Source organism: Actinoallomurus acanthiterrae, assembly GCF_054775715.1.
Map to the genome: position 1 here is coordinate 6,341,765 of NZ_BAAHCO010000001.1, position 19,612 is coordinate 6,361,376.

Here is a 19,612-nt window from a genome sequence, read left to right on the forward strand (position 1 = left end):
CCGGCTGGATCGTCCGGTCAGCGGGCCGACGTCACCCAAGGGCGGGACCTTCGACCTCTGTCGGATCTCCGCGTCAGCCTCGGGCGCGTGACGGGACGACGACGACCGGGCAGCCGGCGTGGTGGACGCATTGGCTGCTCACCGAGCCCAGAAGCAGCCGGGCGAACCCGCCGTGGCCCCGGGATCCGACGACGAGCATGTCGGCGTCCGCCGAGGCGTTCAGGAGCTCTTCGGCCGGAACGCCGGAGATCGCCCGTACCTCGACCGGCACCTCATGCCCTACCACGGCCTTGTCCACCGCGGCGCGCACGGTCTCGCCCATGGCCTGAAGCGTCTCCTGATCGACCGGCCCCAGCATCGGAGCGCCCGCACCGACGGTCACCATACGAGGCACCACGATGATCGCGGTCACCGGCGCCTTCCACCGTTCGGCCTCCGCGACGGCCCACTCCAGCGCCACGTGCGAATCGGCCGACCCGTCGACACCCACCACGATTCCCGCCATGACAGCCTCCCTCCGCACCGGCGAAGCGGCCCGCCGGTGGCCGCCGGGCCGCGGCCTTTGATCCAGTCCGACACAGCCGGACGGCCGGTGCCCAGGGGCCTTCGGGCCGTTTCCGCAGGACCGACGCCCCTGGTGATACAAGTGCCCCGCACGCCAGGCTGCCAGTGTGGAAGAAGGGACCATGGAGTCCTGGGCCGCGGACGTCGCCGAGACCCATGCCGGGGTGGTGTTCTTCACCGGAGACCGGGCCTACAAGCTCAAGAAACCGGTGGATCTCGGCTTCCTGGACTTCTCCACCCGCGACCGCCGGGAACGAGCCTGTCACCGCGAGGTCGAACTCAACCGGCGGTTCGCCCCCGACGTCTACCTGGGCGTCGCCGACGTGACCATGTCCTCGGGGACACCATGCGACCATCTCGTCGTCATGCGCCGGATGCCCGCCGAACGCCGCCTCTCCGACCTGGTGCGGGCGCACGTTCCGGTCGACGACGCGCTGCGGGCGATCGCGCGCCTGCTCGCTCGCGCCCACGCCGCCTCGCCGCGCAGCGCCGAGATCTCCGCTCAGGGAACCCGCGACGCCCTGCGTGAGCGGTGGACGGCGAGTTTCGACCAGGTCCGGCCGTTCCACGGACGCGCGATCGACGCCTCCGACGCCACCGAAGCAGAACGGCTGACCCTACGCTTCCTGGAAGACCGCGAGCCGCTCTTCACCGCCCGGATCCACGAGGGACGCATCGTCGACGGGCACGGAGACCTGATGGCCGACGACATCTTCTGCCTCGACGACGGGCCCCGCGTGCTGGACTGCCTCGACTTCGACGACCACCTACGGTGGCTCGACGGGCTCGACGACGCCGCGTTCCTGGCCATGGACCTGGAACGCCTGGACGCCCCGCACTTCGCCGAGCACTTCATCGCCTGGTACGCCGAATACGCCGACGACCCGGCCCCGCCGTCACTGCGCCACCACTACGTGGCCTACCGCGCGTTCGTCCGCGCCAAGGTCGCCTGCCTGCGCTGGAGCCAGGGAGACACCCACGCGGCCGGCGACGCCGGCCACTACACCGAGATCGCGCTGCGTCACCTGAATGCCGGCTCGGTCGGCCTGATCCTGGTCGGCGGCCTGCCCGGCACCGGCAAGAGCGCCCTCAGCGAAGCCCTCGGCGACCGGCTCGGGTACACCGTCCTGAGCAGCGATCGCGTACGCAAGGAACTCGCCGAACTCGCACCGGACACCCCGGCGTCAGCCCCGTACGGCACCGGCATCTACAACGCCTTCTGGACCCGGCGCACCTACACCGAACTCCTCGACCGCGCCGCGCGCCTGCTCTCCTACGGCGAATCCGTCATCATCGACGCCTCCTGGACATCGGCCGAGCATCGCGCCGACGCCGCCCGCACCGCCGACCAGACGCACGCGGACCTGATCCCCCTGCGGTGCCACACCCCACTGGCCACCGAACGCCTGCGCACCCGCCCCCGCGGCGTGTCCGACGCCGACCCGGCGATCGCCGCTCAGATGGCCGAATCGACCGACCCGTGGCCGGAAGCCGTCGCGATCGACACGTCCGGACCGATCGAAGACTCGGCGGAGCGGGCGCTGAGGGCCGTCCGGCCCCACGGGCCCGAACATTCCTGGCAACGGCGCCCACGCATGTCCCCGGACTGATCCGGCGGTCGGACGCACCGATGAGTTGCGGGCGCGGTGAAGGTCAGTACTGGCAGGCAGTCCAGACGAACCCTAAGGAGCTCCTGCCATGGCGAAATTCGTGACCATCGGGTACGGCGATCAGGAAGGCTACGACCGCACCGACGCGGCGGTCCGCGACCAGGCACACGCCCATGACGCTCGCCTGCGTGCGGCGGGAGCCGACATGGGGATCGCCGGCTCGCCCGTACAGGTCCGAAACCACGACGGTGCCGGGACGAGCGTGGAGCGCGGATCGTTCATGTCGTCGGCTCTCCCCGTCGCCGGGTTCGCGATCATCGAAGCGGCAACACTGGAGGAAGCCGTCCAGCTCGCATCGGAGACCCCCTGCGCGGTCGCGCACGGGGTCGTCGAGGTCTGGCCGTTGCGGGAAACGCCGTAGGCCGCCGGCTGCGGCGTTCACACATCGGCGGTCCGCCGCGGTCGATGATCCGTCATTCCGTTGGTAGAGCGTTCAGTTCGTCGGCGATCAGCAGGCCGGGGTCGAACTTCATTCCCGTGAAGTGGCCGGCGAGTTCGAGCGACAGTACGCCGTGCAGGCGGGTCCAGAAGGACAGGGCGCGGTGCAGCGTCGCGGCCGTTGCCGGGTGGCCGCCGACCCACTGGCGGTTGTTCTCGAGGTGGGCGTCGAACGGGGTCGCCGGTTCGTCCGCCGATGGAGCACCGCAGGCGTCGATCAGCACTGTCATGACCTCGAACGAGATCGCCGTGGTGTCGTCGGGTGCGTGGTAGCCGGGGACGGGCGTGCCGTAGATGAGGAAATACCGGTGCGGGTCGCTCCGGGCCCATTCCCGGATGACGCGAGCCAGCCCGGCCAGGTCGGCACCGGAGTCGAACGCCGCCCGGACGGTGTCGGCGAGACTTCGGTAGGCGTCGCGGATGAGCGCGGTGATCAACTCGTCGCGGCCGGCGAAGTACCGGTACAGGGCAGGGCCGCTCATGCCCATCTGCTTGGCGATCGCGTTGAGGGACAGCGCGGACACCCCCTCCGCGGCGATCTGCTCCCACGCGTGTTGCTTGATCTCCGCACGCACCTGAGCCCGGTAGCGCTCCCGCGGGCTCTGCCCACCTGGGTCCGTCATCAGCCGCTCCCTCCCGATCAGCGTGGCGTCGTCGAGGTCTAGTTAGAGCCTCTCACCTTTCCTATTGCCTCTCAAACCGTGGTCGTTATAGCCTCTAACTAACGCGAGAGGAACTAAGGCCTCATCGCCGGTCCAACGAAGCAACAAGGAGAAGCGCCATGACCAGCACCACACGATCCCCACGTCACCAGGCCCGCCTGCGCTCCACCCTGCTCGCGACCCCCCTGGCCGCCGCCGGACTCCTCGGCGCCACCGCCGCCACACCGGCTCATGCCGCCACCGCCGGCCGAAGCGCGACGTCCGGCCACGCCACTCCGCCGGAGTCGCTGACCTGTCTGGGTCAGGGCATCGATCCCACCGCCCAGCTCCACCACCGGACCGAGACCTTCATCAAGGCGCCGCTGAGCACGGTCTGGAAGCTGCACACCGACGTGACAGGGTGGCCCTCCTGGCAGACGGCCGTCACCAGCATGAAGCGGCTGGACCCGGGAGCGCTGCGGAAGGGTTCGCGGTTCCAGTGGACCACTCCGGCCCCCGCCACGCCCACGACCCCCGCCACCGCCCTGGTCATCACCTCCACCGTCCAGCAGATCAAGCACGACCGGTGCGTCCGCTGGACCGGACCCGCGATCGGCAACGGGCTGCGCATCGACCGGGGCGTCCACGTCTGGAACTTCATCAGGGTCAAGGGCGGCGTCCTCGTCCGCACCGAAGAAAGCTGGACCGGCGACCAGATCGAGACCGACCCGGCCACCGCCATCACTTACCTCGCACCAGGCCTCGACGCCTGGCTGGCCGACCTCAAGGCCGCCGCCGAGGCCCGCTCCCGCTAGTCGGTTCCTTCATGCGTGGGTGAAATTACCCATCATCGACTGCCCAGGTTGCACAATTCGACCGATTCGCATTGTCTAGTTAGTCGCCTAACGTCCTGACGGAAAGGGAACGCGGCCAGTCATGACCGGCGCGTCCAAGAAATCCCCCCGGAGGGACAATGGCCAAGATCGCTTCATTCTCATGCGCGGTCGCGATGGTCGCGACGGCGGCTTTCTCGGCTGTTATGCCGACTGCACAGGCCGCCGCGTCGCCATCGCCGAAACCGGTGCCGACCGACCGGCAACATCTGGCGGACGTCGCGGCCACGCTGGCCAAGCGCCTAGGCGACAACCGAAGCGCCGGCTCGTATTTCGACAAGGCGACGGGCCGGCTCATCGTCACTGTCACCGACAATTCCGCCGCCCAGAGCGTCCGTGCGGCCAACGCGACCCCGCGAATGGTCGCTCGCAGCCACGCGGACCTCACCAGGGCGACCGACGAGCTCTACCGCTCCGCCCGGATCCCCGGTACCGCCTGGGCGATCGACCCGGCCACCGACCAGGTCGTGGTCTCGGCGGACAAAACCGTCACCGGGTCCAAGCTGACCAAGCTCAAGTCCGTCGCCGGCAAGCTGGGGGCGGCGGCCAGGATCGTGCCTCTCAACGGAAAGCTGACCACGCTCGACGGCCCCACCATGCTGGACGGCACGGCCATCTGGGCGAGCGGTGCGGGAGGTACGGCGCGCTGCTCACTCGGTTTCAATGTGTTCAACGGCGCCGGGCACTTCTTCATCACCGCCGGCCATTGCACGCACTTCAGCCAAACCTGGTTCGCCAACCAGGGCCTGACCAGCCGTCTCGGCAGCAGCTTGGGGCAGCCGAACGTCTTCGGCGCCGGCGGTGACTACGGCGTCGTCCAATACGACACTGCCGGAATCCACGTCTGGGGGACGGTGGCCGGCACCAGGCAGTTCATTGCCCGCCCGGGCGACGCCTTCGTCGGCGAGGCGGTGCAGCGCAGCGGCAGCACCACCGGTGTCCAACATGGCACCGTCACAGCGCTCAACGTGACCGTGACCTACTCCAGTGGAGACACGGTCCTCGGCCTGACCCAAACGACGGCCTGCGCCGAGCCGGGCGACAGCGGCGGCCCGTTCTACGACACCAGCACCGGACTCGGAATGCTCTCCGGCGGCTCCGGCAACTGCTCCTCAGGCGGCACCACGTTCTACCAGCCCGTCTCCAGCGTCCTGCGAGACTTCTCCTTCACGCTGTGGGACAAGCCCCAGCCCTGAGAAAGCGAACGAAGGTGCCGGGCGCCGGCGTCCGGCACCCGGTCGACCCGGCGGTTTCGGCTCATGACCGAGCCGCCGGGTGCACCATTTCCGCCATCGCCCGTGGCCAGCTCGGCTGCGGCCTTTACATAGTAAATCAGGTCCTGGCGTCTAGAGGACCTCGCGGGCGCGTGCGACGACCGACGGATCGGGCGCCCCGGCACGGATCGCATCCGCCGTTCCCAGAAACGCTCGGGCATAACGCAGACTGTTTCGCGTCACCACAAGACGCGCCCAGACGGTCAGCAACTTCCCCACGGCAGTCGTCCGTACCGCGGCGAACACCTCCGGCATCGCGAATCCAGACGCCGTGGCCAACCCCAGCAGCCGGCCACCCGGCCGGGTCCGCACCAGCGCCCGCAGCTCCTCGACCCGCTCGGCCGCCCGGGACGGATCGCACCCGTACCGCCGCCGCGCCGACCACCCCACCACCGCCATCGACAGCCGCGCCGTAAGCGGGCACGCCTCCGCCACCGCCGCCACGACCACCACGGCGAGCAGCACCTGCAGGATCGTCATGAGCGAAGGCACCGGCTACTCCTTCGCTTTCCGCTCGATGACCATCTTCATCGAGCCGACCGTCACCGTGACGTTGAAGGAGACCGGGCCCAGACGCGCGGCCACCGGCCCCCGCCGGCGGCGGAAGAGACCAACGGCCACGCCGTACAGGACGGACAGGCACATGATGGCCAGGCCCGGGACGCCGAACAGGACAGCGCCGATGACGGACACCGTCTCATTGTGGAACCCGAGCTCGAAGACGGGCCCCCAGATGTCAGCGATCGCCACCAGGACGACACCGATGAGCACGCCGACGCGGACCGGCCGGGGAATGTGCTGGAAGCCGGCGCGGGGGATCGCAGGGCCATGGCCGGCGCGCCGGGTGCCCGTGCGCCACAACGCGGCGACGCCGAAGCCGAGCCCGAAGAACAGCTTCCCCAGCTTCGTCGGGATCGACCTGTCGATGTGCGCCTGCCAGTCCTCGGCGTGTTCGGCCGCGCGCTGCGGGTCGGCAGCGTAGATCCGGAACGCGGCCCAGCGCACCAGCCTGACGGCGAGCCAGGGCGAGATGTCGCTGACCTCGTTGGCCACCAGGCCCACGAGGATGCTGAGGAGGATCTCCCCGACGCTCATCGGGCACCGCCGGCGAGCCCGCTGAACAGGGTGCCGAGCCCCGGCCGCGGCGCGCGGGACCGGCCGGGCTCCGTACGGCCGAGCTCGCGCAGGACCTCGGGGCGGCGTTCCTCCAGGAGCTCGCGGGCGAACGCCGCGCCTGCCGGGTTGAGCCGGTAGAACCTGCGGCGGGGCCGTTCGTCCCCTTCCGGGCGGTCCTCCCACCGGGAGTCGACCAGGTGGGCGTCTTCGAACCGGTCGAGGACCCGGTAGGTGGTCGGGCCGTTGCGACCGGAGCGTTTCATGATCTCGTAGCCGTGGAGCTCCTCGCCGCGGACGTGGGCGTCGAGGAGGACATAGGCGATGTCGAGCTGCTGCTTGGTGACCCGCTGGACACCGGCCGGCTTCGGGTTCCGCGCGGCCTTCGGTGGGTCTCCCCCGTGAGGTGGGGTCGACCGGCTCTCACGCTTCATGTCCTTATTGTATGCATACATTAAGGCCGGTCGCGAGGGCCCGCCGGTTCGTTCCGCGAACGCCGATCTCTCCTTCCCGCCACCCACGTGATCCGTGTCATTCGTGCGAAGATCATCTGACGTTCGATCGGCTGGAGGAGCATCCGGCATCGATGCCGCGCGGACGTGCCGTCCGGCCCGACCCGAGGAGGACACCATGTGCCGTCACGAGAACTGTGAGCACAGCACCACCCCCTTGGACGACGGCGTGCAGCCGAGCGCGGACACCGTCGACCGGCGGCGCCTGCTGATGGCGGCCGCGACGGGCGCCGCGCTCACCCTCGCCCCGATCTCCTTCACCCCCGCCCGCGCCGACGAGACCACGAAGGACACCGTCCCGGCCGACGGCCAGGTGACCCGCGTCGTGACGGGACATCTCGCGACGGGCGCGGCGGACTTCGTGTACCTCCCGGTGGAGGTCCCGAAGAGCGTGCAGAAGATCTCGGTGCAGTACTCCTACGACAAGCCGGCCGTCCCCGCCGGCACCCCGGGGAACTCCTGCGACATCGGCGTCTTCGACGAGCGGGGTCTCAAGCTCGGCGGCAAGGGCTTCCGCGGCTGGTCCGGCGGGTTCCGTACCTCGTTCGAGATCAGCAACGGCGAGGCCACCCCCGGCTACCTGCCCGGTCCGGTCAACCCCGGCACCTGGCACATCGTCCTCGGTCCGTACCAGGTGGCGCCGCAGGGCATGAACTACCAGGTCCAGATCACGCTGACGTACGGCGAGCCGGGCCCGGCCTTCACCCCGAACTACCCGCCGAAACGCGCCAAGGGCCGCGGTCGCGCCTGGTATCGCGGAGACGGGCATCTGCACACGGTGTACTCCGACGGCAAGAGGCTGCCCGCCGAGGTCGCGGCCGGCGCCCGGGCGGCCGGACTCGACTTCATGGTCTCCACCGACCACAACACGTCCTCATCCCACGCCGTCTGGGGGCAGTACGCCGGCGATGACCTGCTCATCCTCACCGGCGAGGAGATCACCACCCGGAACGGTCACTGGCTGGCCCTCGGCCTGCCCGCCGGGGAGTGGATCGACTGGCGCTACCGTTCGCGCGACGACGCGTTCGGCCGCTTCGCACGGCAGGTGCACAGCGTCGGCGGTCTCGTGGTGCCCGCCCATCCGTACTGCCCGTACGTCGCCTGCCAATGGAAGTTCGGGTACGACGACGCCGACGCCGTCGAGGTGTGGAACGGCCCCTGGACCTACGACGACGAGTCCGCCGTTGACACCTGGGACGCCATGCTCGGCGAGGCCGTGCGCACGGGCAAGCGCTGGATCCCGGCGATGGGCAACAGCGACGCCCACAGCGAACCGCAGGTCATCGGCCTGCCGCACAACGTCGTGTACGCCGACGACCTCGCCACCGACGCCATTCTCAGCGGCCTGCGGGCGGGCCACACCTGGATCGCCGAGTCGCACACGGTGCAGTTGACGTTCACCGTCACCGGCAACGGGCGCAAGGCCGGCATCGGCGAGACGCTGACCGCGCCCACTGGCGCTCCGATCGACGTACGGCTCGACGTCGAGGGCGTGCCGAACGGCACGGTCCGGTTCATCACGGACGAGGGTCAGATGCACCAGGAGTCGCTGCCCGCCTCCGGCTCGGGCAGCGTCGTGTGGCAGACCACCACCTCGCTCGCCGCCTACGTGCGCGCGGAGGTCCGGCATCCGATGGCCGACGGCACGCCTGGCAAGGGCAACACGATGGGCCCGAACCTCATGTGGGGCCCGATGGCCGCCCTGACCAACCCGGTCTTCCTCCGGCGCTCCGGCGCCTGACGAACTCCGCCGTACCCAATCGCACGGGACCAAGGTCCCTGTCTCGGCCGATCGCCATCGGTCAGGGTGGAAAGGGGGGTTGAAGGCAACCATCGATGCGCAGCGCAGATCCGGAAACGGAGTCCATCACGCATCGCGTGACGGTCATGCGCGGCGGAGGTGCGGGCGATGGGCAGACCGCTGGAACGGGCAGGGCGGCGGTCGGGCGAGCCGGTCAGGACCGGGCCGGGCGGGCGTCCGGTCGTGATGCTGGTGATGGCGACGCTCGGGTTCGCGGTGAACTTCTGGGCGTGGGCGCTGCTGAGCCCGCTCGGTCCCCGGTTCAAGGACACGCTGCATCTCGGCTCTCTTGAGCAGGCGCTGCTGGTGGCGGTCCCGGTGCTGGTGGGGTCCGTGGGGCGGATTCCGGTGGGGGCGCTGACCGATCGGTTCGGCGGGCGGGTGATGTTCCCCCTGGTGTCGGCGGCGACCATCGTCCCCGTGCTGTATCTGGGGCTGGCCGGGCACTCGTCGATCGGCGAGCTGCTGGTCGGAGGATTCTTCCTCGGTATCGGCGGCACGGCGTTCGCCGTGGGCGTCCCGTTCCTCAACCAGTGGTTCGCGCCCGAGCGGCGAGGCCTGGCGATCGGTGTCTTCGGCGTCGGGATGGGCGGCACCGCGATCAGCGCGCTGACGACGGTGCAGATGGCCGACCGATGGGGAACCGCGACGCCGTTCGTGGAGACCGCGATCCTGCTGGCGGTGTACGCGGTGGCGGCGGCGCTGGTGCTGCGGGAGGCGCCCGGCCGTACGGCGCCGGCCGAGCCGCTGGCGCGGCGGCTGGTGGCGACCGCCCGGCTGCGGGTGACCTGGCAGGCCTCCGCGCTGTACGCGGTTGCCTTCGGCGGATATGTGGCGTTCTCGGTGTATCTGCCGACCTATCTGAAGACCGAATACGGGCTGGGGCAGGCGGACGCGGCCAACCGGATGGCCGGGTTCGTCGCACTGGCGGTCGTGATGCGCCCGATCGGCGGCTGGCTGTCGGACCGGCTCGGCCCGGTGCGGGCACTGACCGCGTCATTGGGGGTCGTCACCGTGGCCGCGGCCGTGCAGGCGTTCACTCCGCCGCTGATGCCGGTGGGAACGGTCGCGTTCCTGGTGATGGCCGCGGCGCTGGGCGCGGGCAGCGGCGCGACCTTCGCTCTCGTGGCGGTGCTGGCTCCGGCGGACAAGGTCGGCGCGGTGACCGGAGTGGTGGGCGCGGCCGGTGGATTGGGCGGGTTCGTGCCGCCACTGGTGATGGGCTCCATCTACGGCGCCTACGGCGGCTACGGAATCGGCCTGGGCCTGCTGTCCGTCGTGGCCATGGCGGCGGCCGTCTTCACCGCGACGGCCGTACGCCGAGCGTCCCAGCCGCGACGGACCATCGCCGGGAACGCGTGAGATGGCCACCGAGCGGCGTCCGGAGAGGGAGCGAGGATGAGCGACGGGCGGACGCGGATGGACGGGCCGCTGACCGACGCGCACTTTCGGCGGCGGCTATGACTACCGCGAGACCGCCCTCGGCCGGCGACCACCGCGCCGCGGGTGGGAACCCATGCGATGACCTGGAGACACCAGGCCCGCCCGCGCTGTTGTGGCCTGGTTCCCAGGGTAAGCGTCCTAGAGACGCATGCCCAAGGAGCGTGCGGGTAGCGCGTGCCCATCCGCCGACGGCACATGGGTTCCGGCGCGCCGACCGGCAGAGCCGCATGGGAGAGGCGAATGCGCAGCCCTCAGCACGTGTTGATCCTGACCGCGGGGATGGGCGCCGGCCATGACCAGGTCGCCGCGGAACTCGCCGCCCGGCTCGGCGAACAGGGTGTCGAGAGCGAGGTCATCGACGTTCTGACCCTGCTTCCGCTGCGGCTGGGCGCGGCGCTGCGGGCCTCGTACAGCCTGATGATGCGATCCACGCCCTGGCTGTATGAGGGGATCTATCGGACGTTCTTCGTCTCCCGGCACGCGCCGTCGACCTCGCCGCTCGTCGCCCTGGCCGCCCGGCGGCTGGAGAGACGGATCCGGGAGCGGCCGCCCGGACGCGTCGTGGCGACATTCCACCTCGCGGCGCAGGTCACCGGCCGGCTCCGCGAATCCGGGCGGCTTCCGGCGCCGACCACGGTGCTGGTGACCGACTTCGCGGTGCACCGGCTGTGGCTCCACCAGGGCAACGATGACCATCTGTGCACGGATCCGGTCGCGGCGGGCGAGGTCACCGCGGCCCTGGGCCGCCCCGCGGTGAACCACGCCCCCTTGGTCCGGCCGGAGTTCGGGGACGGCTCAGGAGACGCGGCGCGGTGCCGGGCGCTGCTCCAGGCGGGCACCGGTGATCGCCTGGTGCTGGTGTCCGCCGGTTCCTGGGGCGTGGGCAAGGTCGCGGAGACCGCCCGGGTCATCGCTGAATCCGGGCGTTACGTCCCGGTCGTGCTCTGCGGCGGCAACGAACGGCTCCGCCGGCGGCTCAGCGGCACGGGCCTCGGCCACGTCCTCGGGTGGCGAAAGGACATGCCCGACCTCATGGCGGCCGCCCACGCTCTCGTGGAGAACGCCGCGGGGCTCACCTGCCGCGAGGCGTTCGCCGCGGGGCTGCCGGTGATCTCGTATCGCCCCATCGCCGGACATGGACGCGACGGCGCGCGGGCCATGTCGGCCCGGGGCCTCAGCGTGTACGCGCGCACGCCCGCGGAACTGCTCGCTGCGCTCGACCGGCTCCGAGAGCCGTCCGTCCGGCGCGGCCAGGCCGACCGGGCCGCCGGTCTGTTCGACGCCGCGCCCGCGGAGAAGATCGTGGCATCGCGGTTGCCGTGACCCGCGCGATCGTCGGGACGCTGATCGAGCAGCCACTGCTCCTCACGGCATGACGGAGCGGCGGCGGACGATTCTCACCGCCCGGGACCGGGGCTCTCCCGTCCACCGGCGTCACGAGGCTGCGACCCCGGGCGGGCCAGGAGGAGTTCGTCGACGGCGGCGTCGAGCTCGGCCGGGGCGGTGACGCCGACCGCGCGGACGATCCCGTGCTCGTCGACGAGGATGTTGGTCGGGACCCCACGGATCCCGAGCCGCATCGCGTACTGGCCGGTCTCGTCCAGCAGCACGGGGCCTTGGATGCCCCATACCTCCGCGAAATGGCGTGCTTCGTGGAGGGTGTGCACGCTCTCCCAGACGTTGATGCAAATGATCTCCAGCCCCGACCGGACCGTACGGCGGCGCAGTTCCTCCAGAACCGGCGCCTCCGCGTTACAGGGGCCTCACCAGCTGGCGAAGAAGTTGATCACATATTTCTTCTCGGCCCACTCACGCGTGGTGCGGATCCGCCCGGTGTGCAGGTCCGGAAGCGCGAACTCCGGAAGTCGTCGCCCGACCGCCCGGTGCCGCTTCGGCGATTCCGGCCCGGGGAGCCAGGGCCGGTCCACGATGGTGAGCGTGCCGCTGCCCGCGTTGGACACCAGCAGGCGCCCGGTCGCCGGATCCATGGCGCAGTCGCCGGGCCCGCGTCCGACGTGGATCCGGTGGGTCTCGGCGCCGTCGCGAGCGTCCAGCGCGCTGATCGTGCCCGCGCCCCGGTTGCATACGTAGATCCGGCGGCCGTCCTCCGAGGTGCACAGGCCCACCGGGGCGCGTTCCACCTGCCAGCGCGCGCGGAGCCGTCCGTCCTCGAGCGAAAATAGCGTCACCGCGTTGTCCAGGGAGTTCGCCACGTACAGCTGATCGGTCGTCATGTCGGCGACGACCTTGCAGGGGCCGTGTCCGACGGGGATCCGGCCGAGTGGGCGCAGCGTGGCCGCCTCGAAGACGGTGAGCGACGCGTTCATGAAGTTCGCGCAGTAGCCGAGGCCGCGCCGCACGTCGATCGCGATGCTGCCCGCGCCGAGTTCGGCGGGGATGATCCCCGTCGTTTCGAGACGATCAACGTCGATCACGCTGATCGTCGCTCCGGCGGTGTTCCCGCAGAAGATCCGGCGGACGCCTGGGTGGTACCCCAGCCCGGCCGGATAGGCCCCGACGCCGATCTGGGTGATCCGTTCCCCGGTTCGCGCGTCGAGCACGGTCACCGTGTCGGATCGGGCGTCCGCGGTGAACAACCGCCCCGTCGGCCGGTCGAAGACGAGCGGAATCGGCTCGCGTCCGACCTCCGCCTGCCACGTCCGCGTGCCCCGTTCGAGATCCACGGCGGTAACGGCGTTACTCCGTGAGCACGCCACGAACGCGCTCCGTCGCCGCGAATCGACCACGACGGCTTCGGGCCCCATGCCGACGGGCACGGACGCCAGGAGCCGATGGGTCTGATCGAGGCGGCAGAACCCACCGGAGGCCGGCGGCTCCTGCGGTTCCATACGGCTACGCCTTCCCGCGCGGTTCAGCCCGATAACGGCCCGTTCGGCAAAGCCGACGGTGACCGGCTCAAGCCCGACGCCGGCGTCCGGCGGTGCTGGAACTCGTTCCCGCGCTGGGCCCTGAACCGCCGACGGCGGGCCCGGCCCGCCGATATTCGCCGACCGTACGGCGCTTCCAGGCGCCGCCCCGGCCGGTGTGATACCGGCGGGCGGAGTCGAGCGTCATCCCCAGGTAGATCATCGCCACCAACGGCAGCATCAAGGCCCTCAGCGCGGACATCCGGTAGAACCGCAGCGTCGGGACGTACGTCACCGCCATGATCGCCCAGGCGAGCAGCCCGGTCCCCGTCGCCATGGTCGCGGGAACCTTCAGGCCGAGGCCGACGCCCACGGCACCGATCATGGCCCCAACGGGCGGCGCCGCGTAGAGCACCATCAGTCCCAGCACCGTCGCCGCCAGCAGCGGGGGCGAGTACCGAAGCTGGGTGTAGGCGGTGCGCGCGATCATGCTCCACAGATCGGCGAGCCGCGGGTACGGACGGCGGCTCACCACCTGTCGGCTCATGTCGAGCCGGCACCGTCCGCCGTGGCGTTTCACCAGCCGCCCGAGCGCCACGTCGTCAATGAGGGCACCGCGGATGGCATCGAGCCCTCCCGCGCCGGCCAGCGCACTGCGCCGGACCAGAATGCATCCGCCCGCCGCGGCGGCCGTCCGCGCCGTCGGCCGCCGGACCCGCCGGAAGGGGTAGAGCTGGGCGAAGAAGTAGACGAACGCGGGGACGATGGTGCGTTCCCAGCCGGTCCGGGTCCGCAGGGTGGCCATCAGGGACACCAGGTCCCGGTCCTCGTCCAGGGCCGTGGCGACGAGCCGGGCCAGGGTGCCGGGTGCGTAGGCGATGTCGGCGTCGGTGAACAGCAGGTATTCCGGTTCCCCCGCCGCTCGCACGCCCTGGGCCAACGCCCACACCTTGCCGGCCCAGCCGGTGGGCGGCCCCGACGCACGTACGACGCGAAGCTCGGCCGATCCGGACGTACGGCCGATCCGCTCGGCCACGGCGGCCGTGCCGTCACGGCTGTCGTCGTCGACGAGCACCACCCGGAACCGGCCCGGATATCGTTGCGTCAGCAAACTCGGGAGGGTCTGCGGGAGCACCTCCGCCTCGTCCCGGGCCGGGACCACTGCCACCACTTCGGGCCACTCGGCAGGGGCCGGACCGTCGGGCGGCCCCGACTCGGTCAGCCAGAAGCCACCGCGGCCCACCGCCAGGTGGATCCAGCCCACCAGTGCCACCGTCGTGACGACGCTCACCACCCACATGAGGGCCATCTGCCCGCGCGCCCAGCGGCTTACGCGACCGGCGTCTCAGTCCGTCGTCCCCTGCGTCCGGCGCTCGTGGGCGGCGGCGAGGATGAGGTAGGCGCTGGCCGTCCAGGTGTAGGCGCGGTCGCGGAGACCGGTGCCGCTGCGGGCGTCGAAGTTCTCCGCGAACCCGGACTTCTCGCACAGGGCGCGGAAGCGCGCGCTGATCTCGTCGGCCAGGTCCGGGTATCCCGCGCGGCGGAGGCCGTCCTCGATGAGGACCGTGGAGGGCGCCCAGATGGGTCCGCGCCAGTACCCGTCGTCCTGGTAGTGCGGCGAGGTGGGCAGTTCGGTGGCGAGCCCGAAGGCGGTCAGGTGCGTCTCGACCGCGGCGGCCAGCGTCGCGCGGACGGTCTCGGGCAGTTCCTCCCCCAGGACGATCGGCATGAGGTCGAGCAGGCTGGAGCTGGACCAGGTCCGTCCGGAGCGCACGCCCCGGGCGACGAAGCGCTCGCCGTTCCACAGTTCGGCGAGCAGCGCGTCGCGCATGCGGTCGGCCGCCCGCCCCCAGTGGGCGGACTCGTCGGGCCGGGCCAGCTCGGCGGCCAGGCGGGCGAGTTCGCGCATCTGGAGGACGAGGAAGGCCGCCAGGTCGGCGGTCTCGACGACGCGCTCGGGGTCGAAGGTGGTGGCGTTGTCCCACCCGCTGTCGTTGCCGTGCTGGTAGTGGGCGAGCTCGTGGCCGGGGACGCGCCGGGAGGTCAGCCAGAAGGACGTCCACCGCTCCAGCCTCCGGTAGACCTCGTCCGGTTCGCCGTCGCGCGGCGGACGCAGCCGCCGGAGGGCCCAGCCGTGGATGGGCGGCTTGACGAAGTTGTAGAGGATCTCGGAGTGCGTGATCGAGTCGGGCAGTGCGCCGGCGGCGTCCTGGTGGTCGAACACCAACTGGAACTGGTCCCAGGCCAGGTCCGGCAGGCCGTCGGCGAGGGCGATCGCGTTGAAGCAGTGGTCCCAGCTCCAGACCTTGTCCATCCAGTGCTTGGACATCAGCACGGCGGGCCGGGTGACGAAGCCGGCCGGTCGGACCGTGGCCGACCACAGGACGTAGGCGGCGAGTTCGGCGGCGGGCGTCCGGTTGCTGCGCCAGGGTGCCACGGCGTCGCGAAACGATTCGAATTCGGCCCGGGTGGCCGAGACCACCTCCGCGAACGGGGTCTCGCTCGTGTACGGGGCGCGCGCGGTCTCGTACTCCTCGATGGCGAGCTCCCACGGTCCGCCGTCGCCCGGCAGCACGACGCCGCGCTCGGCCGTACCGAGCGTCTGCACGCCCGGTTCCCCGGCGGCCCGTCCCGCCAGGAGCGTGATCCGGTAGCGGCGTCCGGTCTGGTAGACGGTGAACACCCAGGAGCCGTCGCGGGGATCCTGGTAGAAGTACGGCCCGCTGAACGGCGTCAGGACCGGGTCGGCCGCCAGGAGGTGCAGGCCCAGGCCGTGACCGCGTACGCGCACCGTGTCCGGGGTCTCGTACGCGAGGTCGACCCGGCCGGCGTCGCAGGTCCAGGTGAGCCGGTACGGCGTGGCGGTGACGGTCGTCTCGGCGCGGGCACCCATCGCGGTGGGGGTCAGCCGCAGGATCGGATGCATGCCGTTCTGGTGGGACACCAGGTGGACGTCCCGCGCGTAGGTGTTCTCCCCCACCACGGGCGAGAGGTCGAACCAGGATCCGCGATGGCTGAACGGAATCTCCTGCGGGGAGAACGCCGGGCCTGCGGCGGCGGTCATGAAAAACGGGTCCCTTCTGTCGCGGTGGCCGGGTCAGTTCTTCACCGCGCCCGCCGTGACGCCGGCGGCGACGTAGCGTTGAGCGATGACGAGGAGGACGGCGGCGGGCACGGAGGCGACGACGGCGGTGGCCATGATCGCGTTCCACTGCTGGTTGTTGTTGCCGATGTAGTGGTAGATGCCGAGGGTGATCGGCTGGCGGCGGCCTCCGCCGTCGAGGGTGCTGGCGAAGATGAAGTCCGACCACGCCCACAGGAACGTGAACAGCGACACCGTGATGAGGGCGTTGCGGCTGACCGGCAGGACGATGGACCAGAAGGTCCGCAGGCTCCCCGCGCCGTCCACCCGGGCCGCCTGCAGGAGCTCCTCGGAGATGCCGGACATGAACGTGGTCAGGACGAGCACCGCGAACGGGACCGCCAGCGTGGAGTCGGCCACGATCAGCCCCGGGACGGTGTTGAGCACGCCGGCGCCCAGGAAGATGGCGTAGAACCCCATCGCCATGATGATCCCCGGGATCATCTGGGCGATCAGCAGCACGAAGCTCAGCACTCCGCCGCCGCGCGGGCGCAGCTTGGCCAGCGAGTACGCGGCCGGCGCCGCGACCAGCAGGGTCAGCACCACCGTGCCCAGCCCCACGACCATGCTGTTGCCCAGGTAGGGCAGCTGCTGCTTGAAGACCGCCCGGTAGCCCTCCAGCGTGCCGTCGGACGGGAACAACGAGGGCGGGCTCTTGCGCATGTCCTGGTCGCGGGTGAACGACACGTTGATCATCCAGTAGACCGGGAACAGCATCGCCGCGGTCAGCACCAGCCCGATCACGGTCTTCCCCCGGCGCCGTACGGTGCTCATGTGAGGGCCCGCCTTCCGTACGGTGCTCACGTGAAGGCCTGCCTTCCGTACGGCGCTCACGTGAGGGCCTGCCTTCGCTGCACGCGGATGTAGATGAGGCCGAAGATCAGGGCCGCGAGGATCAGGAGGTTCCCGACCGCGGCCCCCGGGCCGAAGGCCGGCAGCAGGTTGCCGAACCCGAGCCGGTACGACCAGGTGGCGAACGTGGTGGAGGACGTGCTCGGCCCGCCCTTGGTCATGATCCAGATGATGTCGAACACCTTCAGCGTGTAGACCAGCCCCAGCAGGAGGGTGATCGCCGAGACCGGCCGCAGCAGCGGGAAGGTCACCTTCCAGAACCGCTGCCAGGCGCTCGCGCCGTCCAGCTCGGCCGCCTCGTAGATGGCCGGGTCGATCGCCTGCAGACCGGCGTACAGGACGACCAGGTTGAACGGGACGCCGATCCAGATGTTGGCGATGGTCACCGACCACAGCGACCAGGCCGGGGAGGTCAGCCAGTCGACGGGCCCGACGCCGAACGCGCCGAGCGCGGCGTTGACGACGCCCGAGTCGCTGTTCAGCATCCACGACCAGGTCGAGGCCGACACGATCAGCGGCAGCAGCCACGGGACCAGGAACAGCGCTCGCAGGGTGGCCGACAGCCGGAAGTTCTTGTGGAAGAAGACGGCCAGCGCGAGCCCGATCCCGAACTGGAAGGCCAACGACACCAGCGTGAACACCGCGGTGTGCCACAGGGCGGGCCGGAACGTCGCGTCGCGCAGGACCTTGGCGTAGTTGGCGAGCCCGGTGAAGGGCGCGTCGCCCTGGACGAACGAGCGCACCGTGTAGTCGCGCAGGCTCAGGTCGACGTTGCGGTAGAGCGGATAGGCGTAGAAGACCAGCAGATAGACGACGACCGGGGCCAGGAAGCCCCAGGCCGCCCACTGGCCGGACCGCGGGCGCGGCGCCTGCGGACGGGCGCGTGCCGCCGTCGGTGCGGGCCGGGCGGCCGTCTGTGTGACTTGGTTCATCCTCGCGTCGCCCAAGTGCCTATCGCGTCGCGTTCGCGGCCGTCGACTGCGCGTCGGCCATCGCCCGCTGCGGACTCTTGGCCCCGCTCAAGGCCGCCTGCACCGCGCCCCACATCGGCTCGGAGATCTTCGGGTACTTGGTGCCGAGGTCGTCACTGGTCCGGCCCTTGGCGGCCTTGACCGCCTCGACCCACACCTTCAGGTCCGGGTTCGCGGCGACCTGCTTGGCCTGCACCTGCGCGGTCGGGGCGACGTACGACAGCGTCGTCGTCGTGGTGAGCGAGTTGTCGGTGCTGGTCAGGCAGGTCACGAGCTTCTGGGACGTGGCGTAGCGGGCCGTCTTCTTCTGTACGGGGATGCTGACGAACTCACCACCGGTCGGCGCCGGCGCCGTGCCGCCGTTCCGGCCGGGGATCGGGATGATGCCGTACGAGAGACCGGCCTTCTTGGCATTGGCCAGCTGCCAGGTGCCGTTCTCGGCGAAGGCGTAGTCGCCGGCGGCGAACTCCTGCCAGCTCGTGGTCTGGGTATTGTTGATGACCGAGTTGGGGGCGTAGCCCTTCTTGAGCCAGTCCGTCCAGAGCGCCACCGCCGAGACGCCCTCCGGGGAGTCCAGCTTGGTGAGGTTGGCGCCGGCCCCCCAGAACCAGGGCAGGAACTGGAAGCTGCCCTCCTCCGTGCCGATCGCGGAGAACGTGATGCCCTTTTTGCCCGCGGCCTTGACCTTCTGGAGGGCGGCCGTCAGCGACGCCCAGTCCTTGACCGAGGCGATGTCCACCCCGGCCTTCGCGAGGACCTTCTTGTTGTAGTAGAGGGCCAGCGTGTTCGCGCCGATCGGGACGCCGTACGTCTTGCCGGCACGCTGCCCGGCGGCCAGCAGGTTCGGCGCGATGGCGGAGGTGTCGAGCTTGTTCTCGGCCGTGGTCGTGAGGATGCCGCCCTCCGCCAGCGTGGACACGACCGGGTTGTCCACGACGAGCACGTCGGGCGCGTTGCCCTGCTGGGCGGCGAGCAGCACCTTGTTGGTCAGGTCGCTGGTGTCGAAGCCGGTGCGCTTGACACTCACCCCGGCCTGGGCGCCGCACTTGTCCAGCAGCTTCACCCAGTCGGAGCCGTTGTCGTACTGCGGGTACGGATCCCAGATCGTGTACGTCCCGCCCTGGGCCGCGCCCGCCTGATCGCCACCGCCGCCGGACGACGTGGAGCACGCGACCAAGCCGCCCGCGGCCGCCAGGACCGCGAGGATCAGGCCGGCCGCACGCCGGCTCGTTGCCGCTGATCCCATGATTTGTGACCTCCGCAGACGCGCGTTACGCGGTTGTTCCGATCCGATGTCGAATCGGTTCGCATGAACATAGAGCTGCGTGTTCGCACACGTCAATGGGCTGCGGCGAAAAACCGCCGGAACCCGTATATCGTGCTCCCGTACACTCGATTCGACCTACGAGTGTGGCGAGTCGGGTGGATCAA

At 70.5% G+C, this 19,612-nt stretch carries 18 protein-coding genes and 1 pseudogene; 7 read left to right on the forward strand and 12 right to left on the reverse strand.

The window, feature by feature from the left end; translation table 11 throughout:
• Positions 1-73 precede the first annotated feature (73 nt).
• Positions 74-505 (reverse strand): universal stress protein, encoded by a 432-nt coding sequence (locus ACYVF7_RS30095; RefSeq protein WP_460347382.1) that lies wholly within the window; start codon positions 503-505, stop codon positions 74-76.
• Positions 506-686: 181 nt separating this feature from the next.
• Here ACYVF7_RS30095 and ACYVF7_RS30100 point away from each other — a divergent pair, with 181 nt between their 5' ends.
• Together ACYVF7_RS30100 and ACYVF7_RS30105 are read left to right on the forward strand one after the other, a co-directional pair.
• A complete protein-coding gene (locus ACYVF7_RS30100; RefSeq protein WP_460347384.1) occupies positions 687-2,174 on the forward strand; it encodes a bifunctional aminoglycoside phosphotransferase/ATP-binding protein in 1,488 nt (495 codons plus the stop codon).
• An 88-nt stretch (positions 2,175-2,262) separates the two neighbouring features.
• On the forward strand, positions 2,263-2,595 hold the full coding sequence (locus tag ACYVF7_RS30105) for a YciI family protein (protein ID WP_460347386.1): 333 nt from the start codon (positions 2,263-2,265) through the stop codon (positions 2,593-2,595).
• A 52-nt stretch (positions 2,596-2,647) separates the two neighbouring features.
• Here ACYVF7_RS30105 and ACYVF7_RS30110 read toward each other — a convergent pair whose 3' ends face one another.
• A complete protein-coding gene (locus ACYVF7_RS30110; protein ID WP_460347388.1) occupies positions 2,648-3,295 on the reverse strand; it encodes a TetR/AcrR family transcriptional regulator in 648 nt (215 codons plus the stop codon).
• A gap of 158 nt (positions 3,296-3,453) precedes the next feature.
• On the opposite strand from ACYVF7_RS30110, the gene ACYVF7_RS30115 reads away from it, so the two are divergent.
• Positions 3,454-4,128 carry an SRPBCC family protein gene (locus ACYVF7_RS30115; RefSeq protein ID WP_460347390.1) on the forward strand — a complete coding sequence of 225 codons (675 nt, stop codon included), beginning with the start codon at positions 3,454-3,456 and terminating at the stop codon, positions 4,126-4,128.
• A 224-nt stretch (positions 4,129-4,352) separates the two neighbouring features.
• Complete coding sequence (locus ACYVF7_RS30120) at positions 4,353-5,402, forward strand: S1 family peptidase (protein ID WP_460347392.1); 1,050 nt, start codon at positions 4,353-4,355, stop codon at positions 5,400-5,402.
• Positions 5,403-5,552: 150 nt separating this feature from the next.
• Here the strand turns inward: ACYVF7_RS30120 and ACYVF7_RS30125 are convergent, their stop codons facing one another.
• From ACYVF7_RS30125 to ACYVF7_RS30135, 3 genes are read right to left on the reverse strand one after another with little or no spacing between them, the layout of a single operon-like run.
• Positions 5,553-5,972 (reverse strand): hypothetical protein, encoded by a 420-nt coding sequence (locus ACYVF7_RS30125; protein ID WP_460347394.1) that lies wholly within the window; start codon positions 5,970-5,972, stop codon positions 5,553-5,555.
• A gap of 3 nt (positions 5,973-5,975) precedes the next feature.
• Positions 5,976-6,575 (reverse strand): hypothetical protein, encoded by a 600-nt coding sequence (locus tag ACYVF7_RS30130; RefSeq protein WP_460347396.1) that lies wholly within the window; start codon positions 6,573-6,575, stop codon positions 5,976-5,978.
• Positions 6,572-7,027: a PadR family transcriptional regulator gene (locus tag ACYVF7_RS30135; RefSeq protein ID WP_460347398.1), complete on the reverse strand. Its 456-nt coding sequence runs from the start codon at positions 7,025-7,027 to the stop codon at positions 6,572-6,574. The genes ACYVF7_RS30130 and ACYVF7_RS30135 overlap by 4 nt, the downstream gene beginning before the upstream one ends.
• A gap of 196 nt (positions 7,028-7,223) precedes the next feature.
• Here ACYVF7_RS30135 and ACYVF7_RS30140 point away from each other — a divergent pair, with 196 nt between their 5' ends.
• The 3 genes from ACYVF7_RS30140 (at position 7,224) to ACYVF7_RS30150 (ending at position 11,672) form a co-directional block, all read left to right on the forward strand.
• The gene (locus ACYVF7_RS30140) at positions 7,224-8,846 is read left to right on the forward strand and encodes a CehA/McbA family metallohydrolase (RefSeq protein ID WP_460347400.1); all 1,623 of its coding nucleotides are present in this window, start codon (positions 7,224-7,226) and stop codon (positions 8,844-8,846) included.
• A gap of 168 nt (positions 8,847-9,014) precedes the next feature.
• Complete coding sequence (locus ACYVF7_RS30145) at positions 9,015-10,268, forward strand: MFS transporter (RefSeq protein WP_460347402.1); 1,254 nt, start codon at positions 9,015-9,017, stop codon at positions 10,266-10,268.
• Between the two features lie 321 nt (positions 10,269-10,589).
• Positions 10,590-11,672: an MGDG synthase family glycosyltransferase gene (locus ACYVF7_RS30150; protein ID WP_460347404.1), complete on the forward strand. Its 1,083-nt coding sequence runs from the start codon at positions 10,590-10,592 to the stop codon at positions 11,670-11,672.
• A 74-nt stretch (positions 11,673-11,746) separates the two neighbouring features.
• Here ACYVF7_RS30150 and ACYVF7_RS30155 read toward each other — a convergent pair.
• The 7 genes and pseudogenes from ACYVF7_RS30155 to ACYVF7_RS30185 form a co-directional block, all read right to left on the reverse strand.
• Positions 11,747-12,100, reverse strand: a pseudogene (locus tag ACYVF7_RS30155) (TlpA family protein disulfide reductase); the annotation flags it as partial.
• Positions 12,101-12,112: 12 nt separating this feature from the next.
• Positions 12,113-13,198: a beta-propeller fold lactonase family protein gene (locus ACYVF7_RS30160; protein ID WP_460347406.1), complete on the reverse strand. Its 1,086-nt coding sequence runs from the start codon at positions 13,196-13,198 to the stop codon at positions 12,113-12,115.
• Between the two features lie 67 nt (positions 13,199-13,265).
• Positions 13,266-14,507 carry a glycosyltransferase gene (locus ACYVF7_RS30165; RefSeq protein ID WP_460347408.1) on the reverse strand — a complete coding sequence of 414 codons (1,242 nt, stop codon included), beginning with the start codon at positions 14,505-14,507 and terminating at the stop codon, positions 13,266-13,268.
• 54 nt (positions 14,508-14,561) lie between these two features.
• Positions 14,562-16,280 (reverse strand): amylo-alpha-1,6-glucosidase, encoded by a 1,719-nt coding sequence (locus tag ACYVF7_RS30170; RefSeq protein WP_460347410.1) that lies wholly within the window; start codon positions 16,278-16,280, stop codon positions 14,562-14,564.
• A gap of 33 nt (positions 16,281-16,313) precedes the next feature.
• On the reverse strand, positions 16,314-17,132 hold the full coding sequence (locus ACYVF7_RS30175; RefSeq protein ID WP_460347412.1) for a carbohydrate ABC transporter permease: 819 nt from the start codon (positions 17,130-17,132) through the stop codon (positions 16,314-16,316).
• Positions 17,133-17,188: 56 nt separating this feature from the next.
• On the reverse strand, positions 17,189-18,142 hold the full coding sequence (locus tag ACYVF7_RS30180) for a carbohydrate ABC transporter permease (protein WP_460347414.1): 954 nt from the start codon (positions 18,140-18,142) through the stop codon (positions 17,189-17,191).
• A gap of 19 nt (positions 18,143-18,161) precedes the next feature.
• Entirely contained in the window at positions 18,162-19,427 is a 1,266-nt protein-coding gene (locus ACYVF7_RS30185) for a sugar ABC transporter substrate-binding protein (protein WP_460347416.1), read from the reverse strand.
• Between the last annotated feature and the right edge of the window lie 185 nt (positions 19,428-19,612).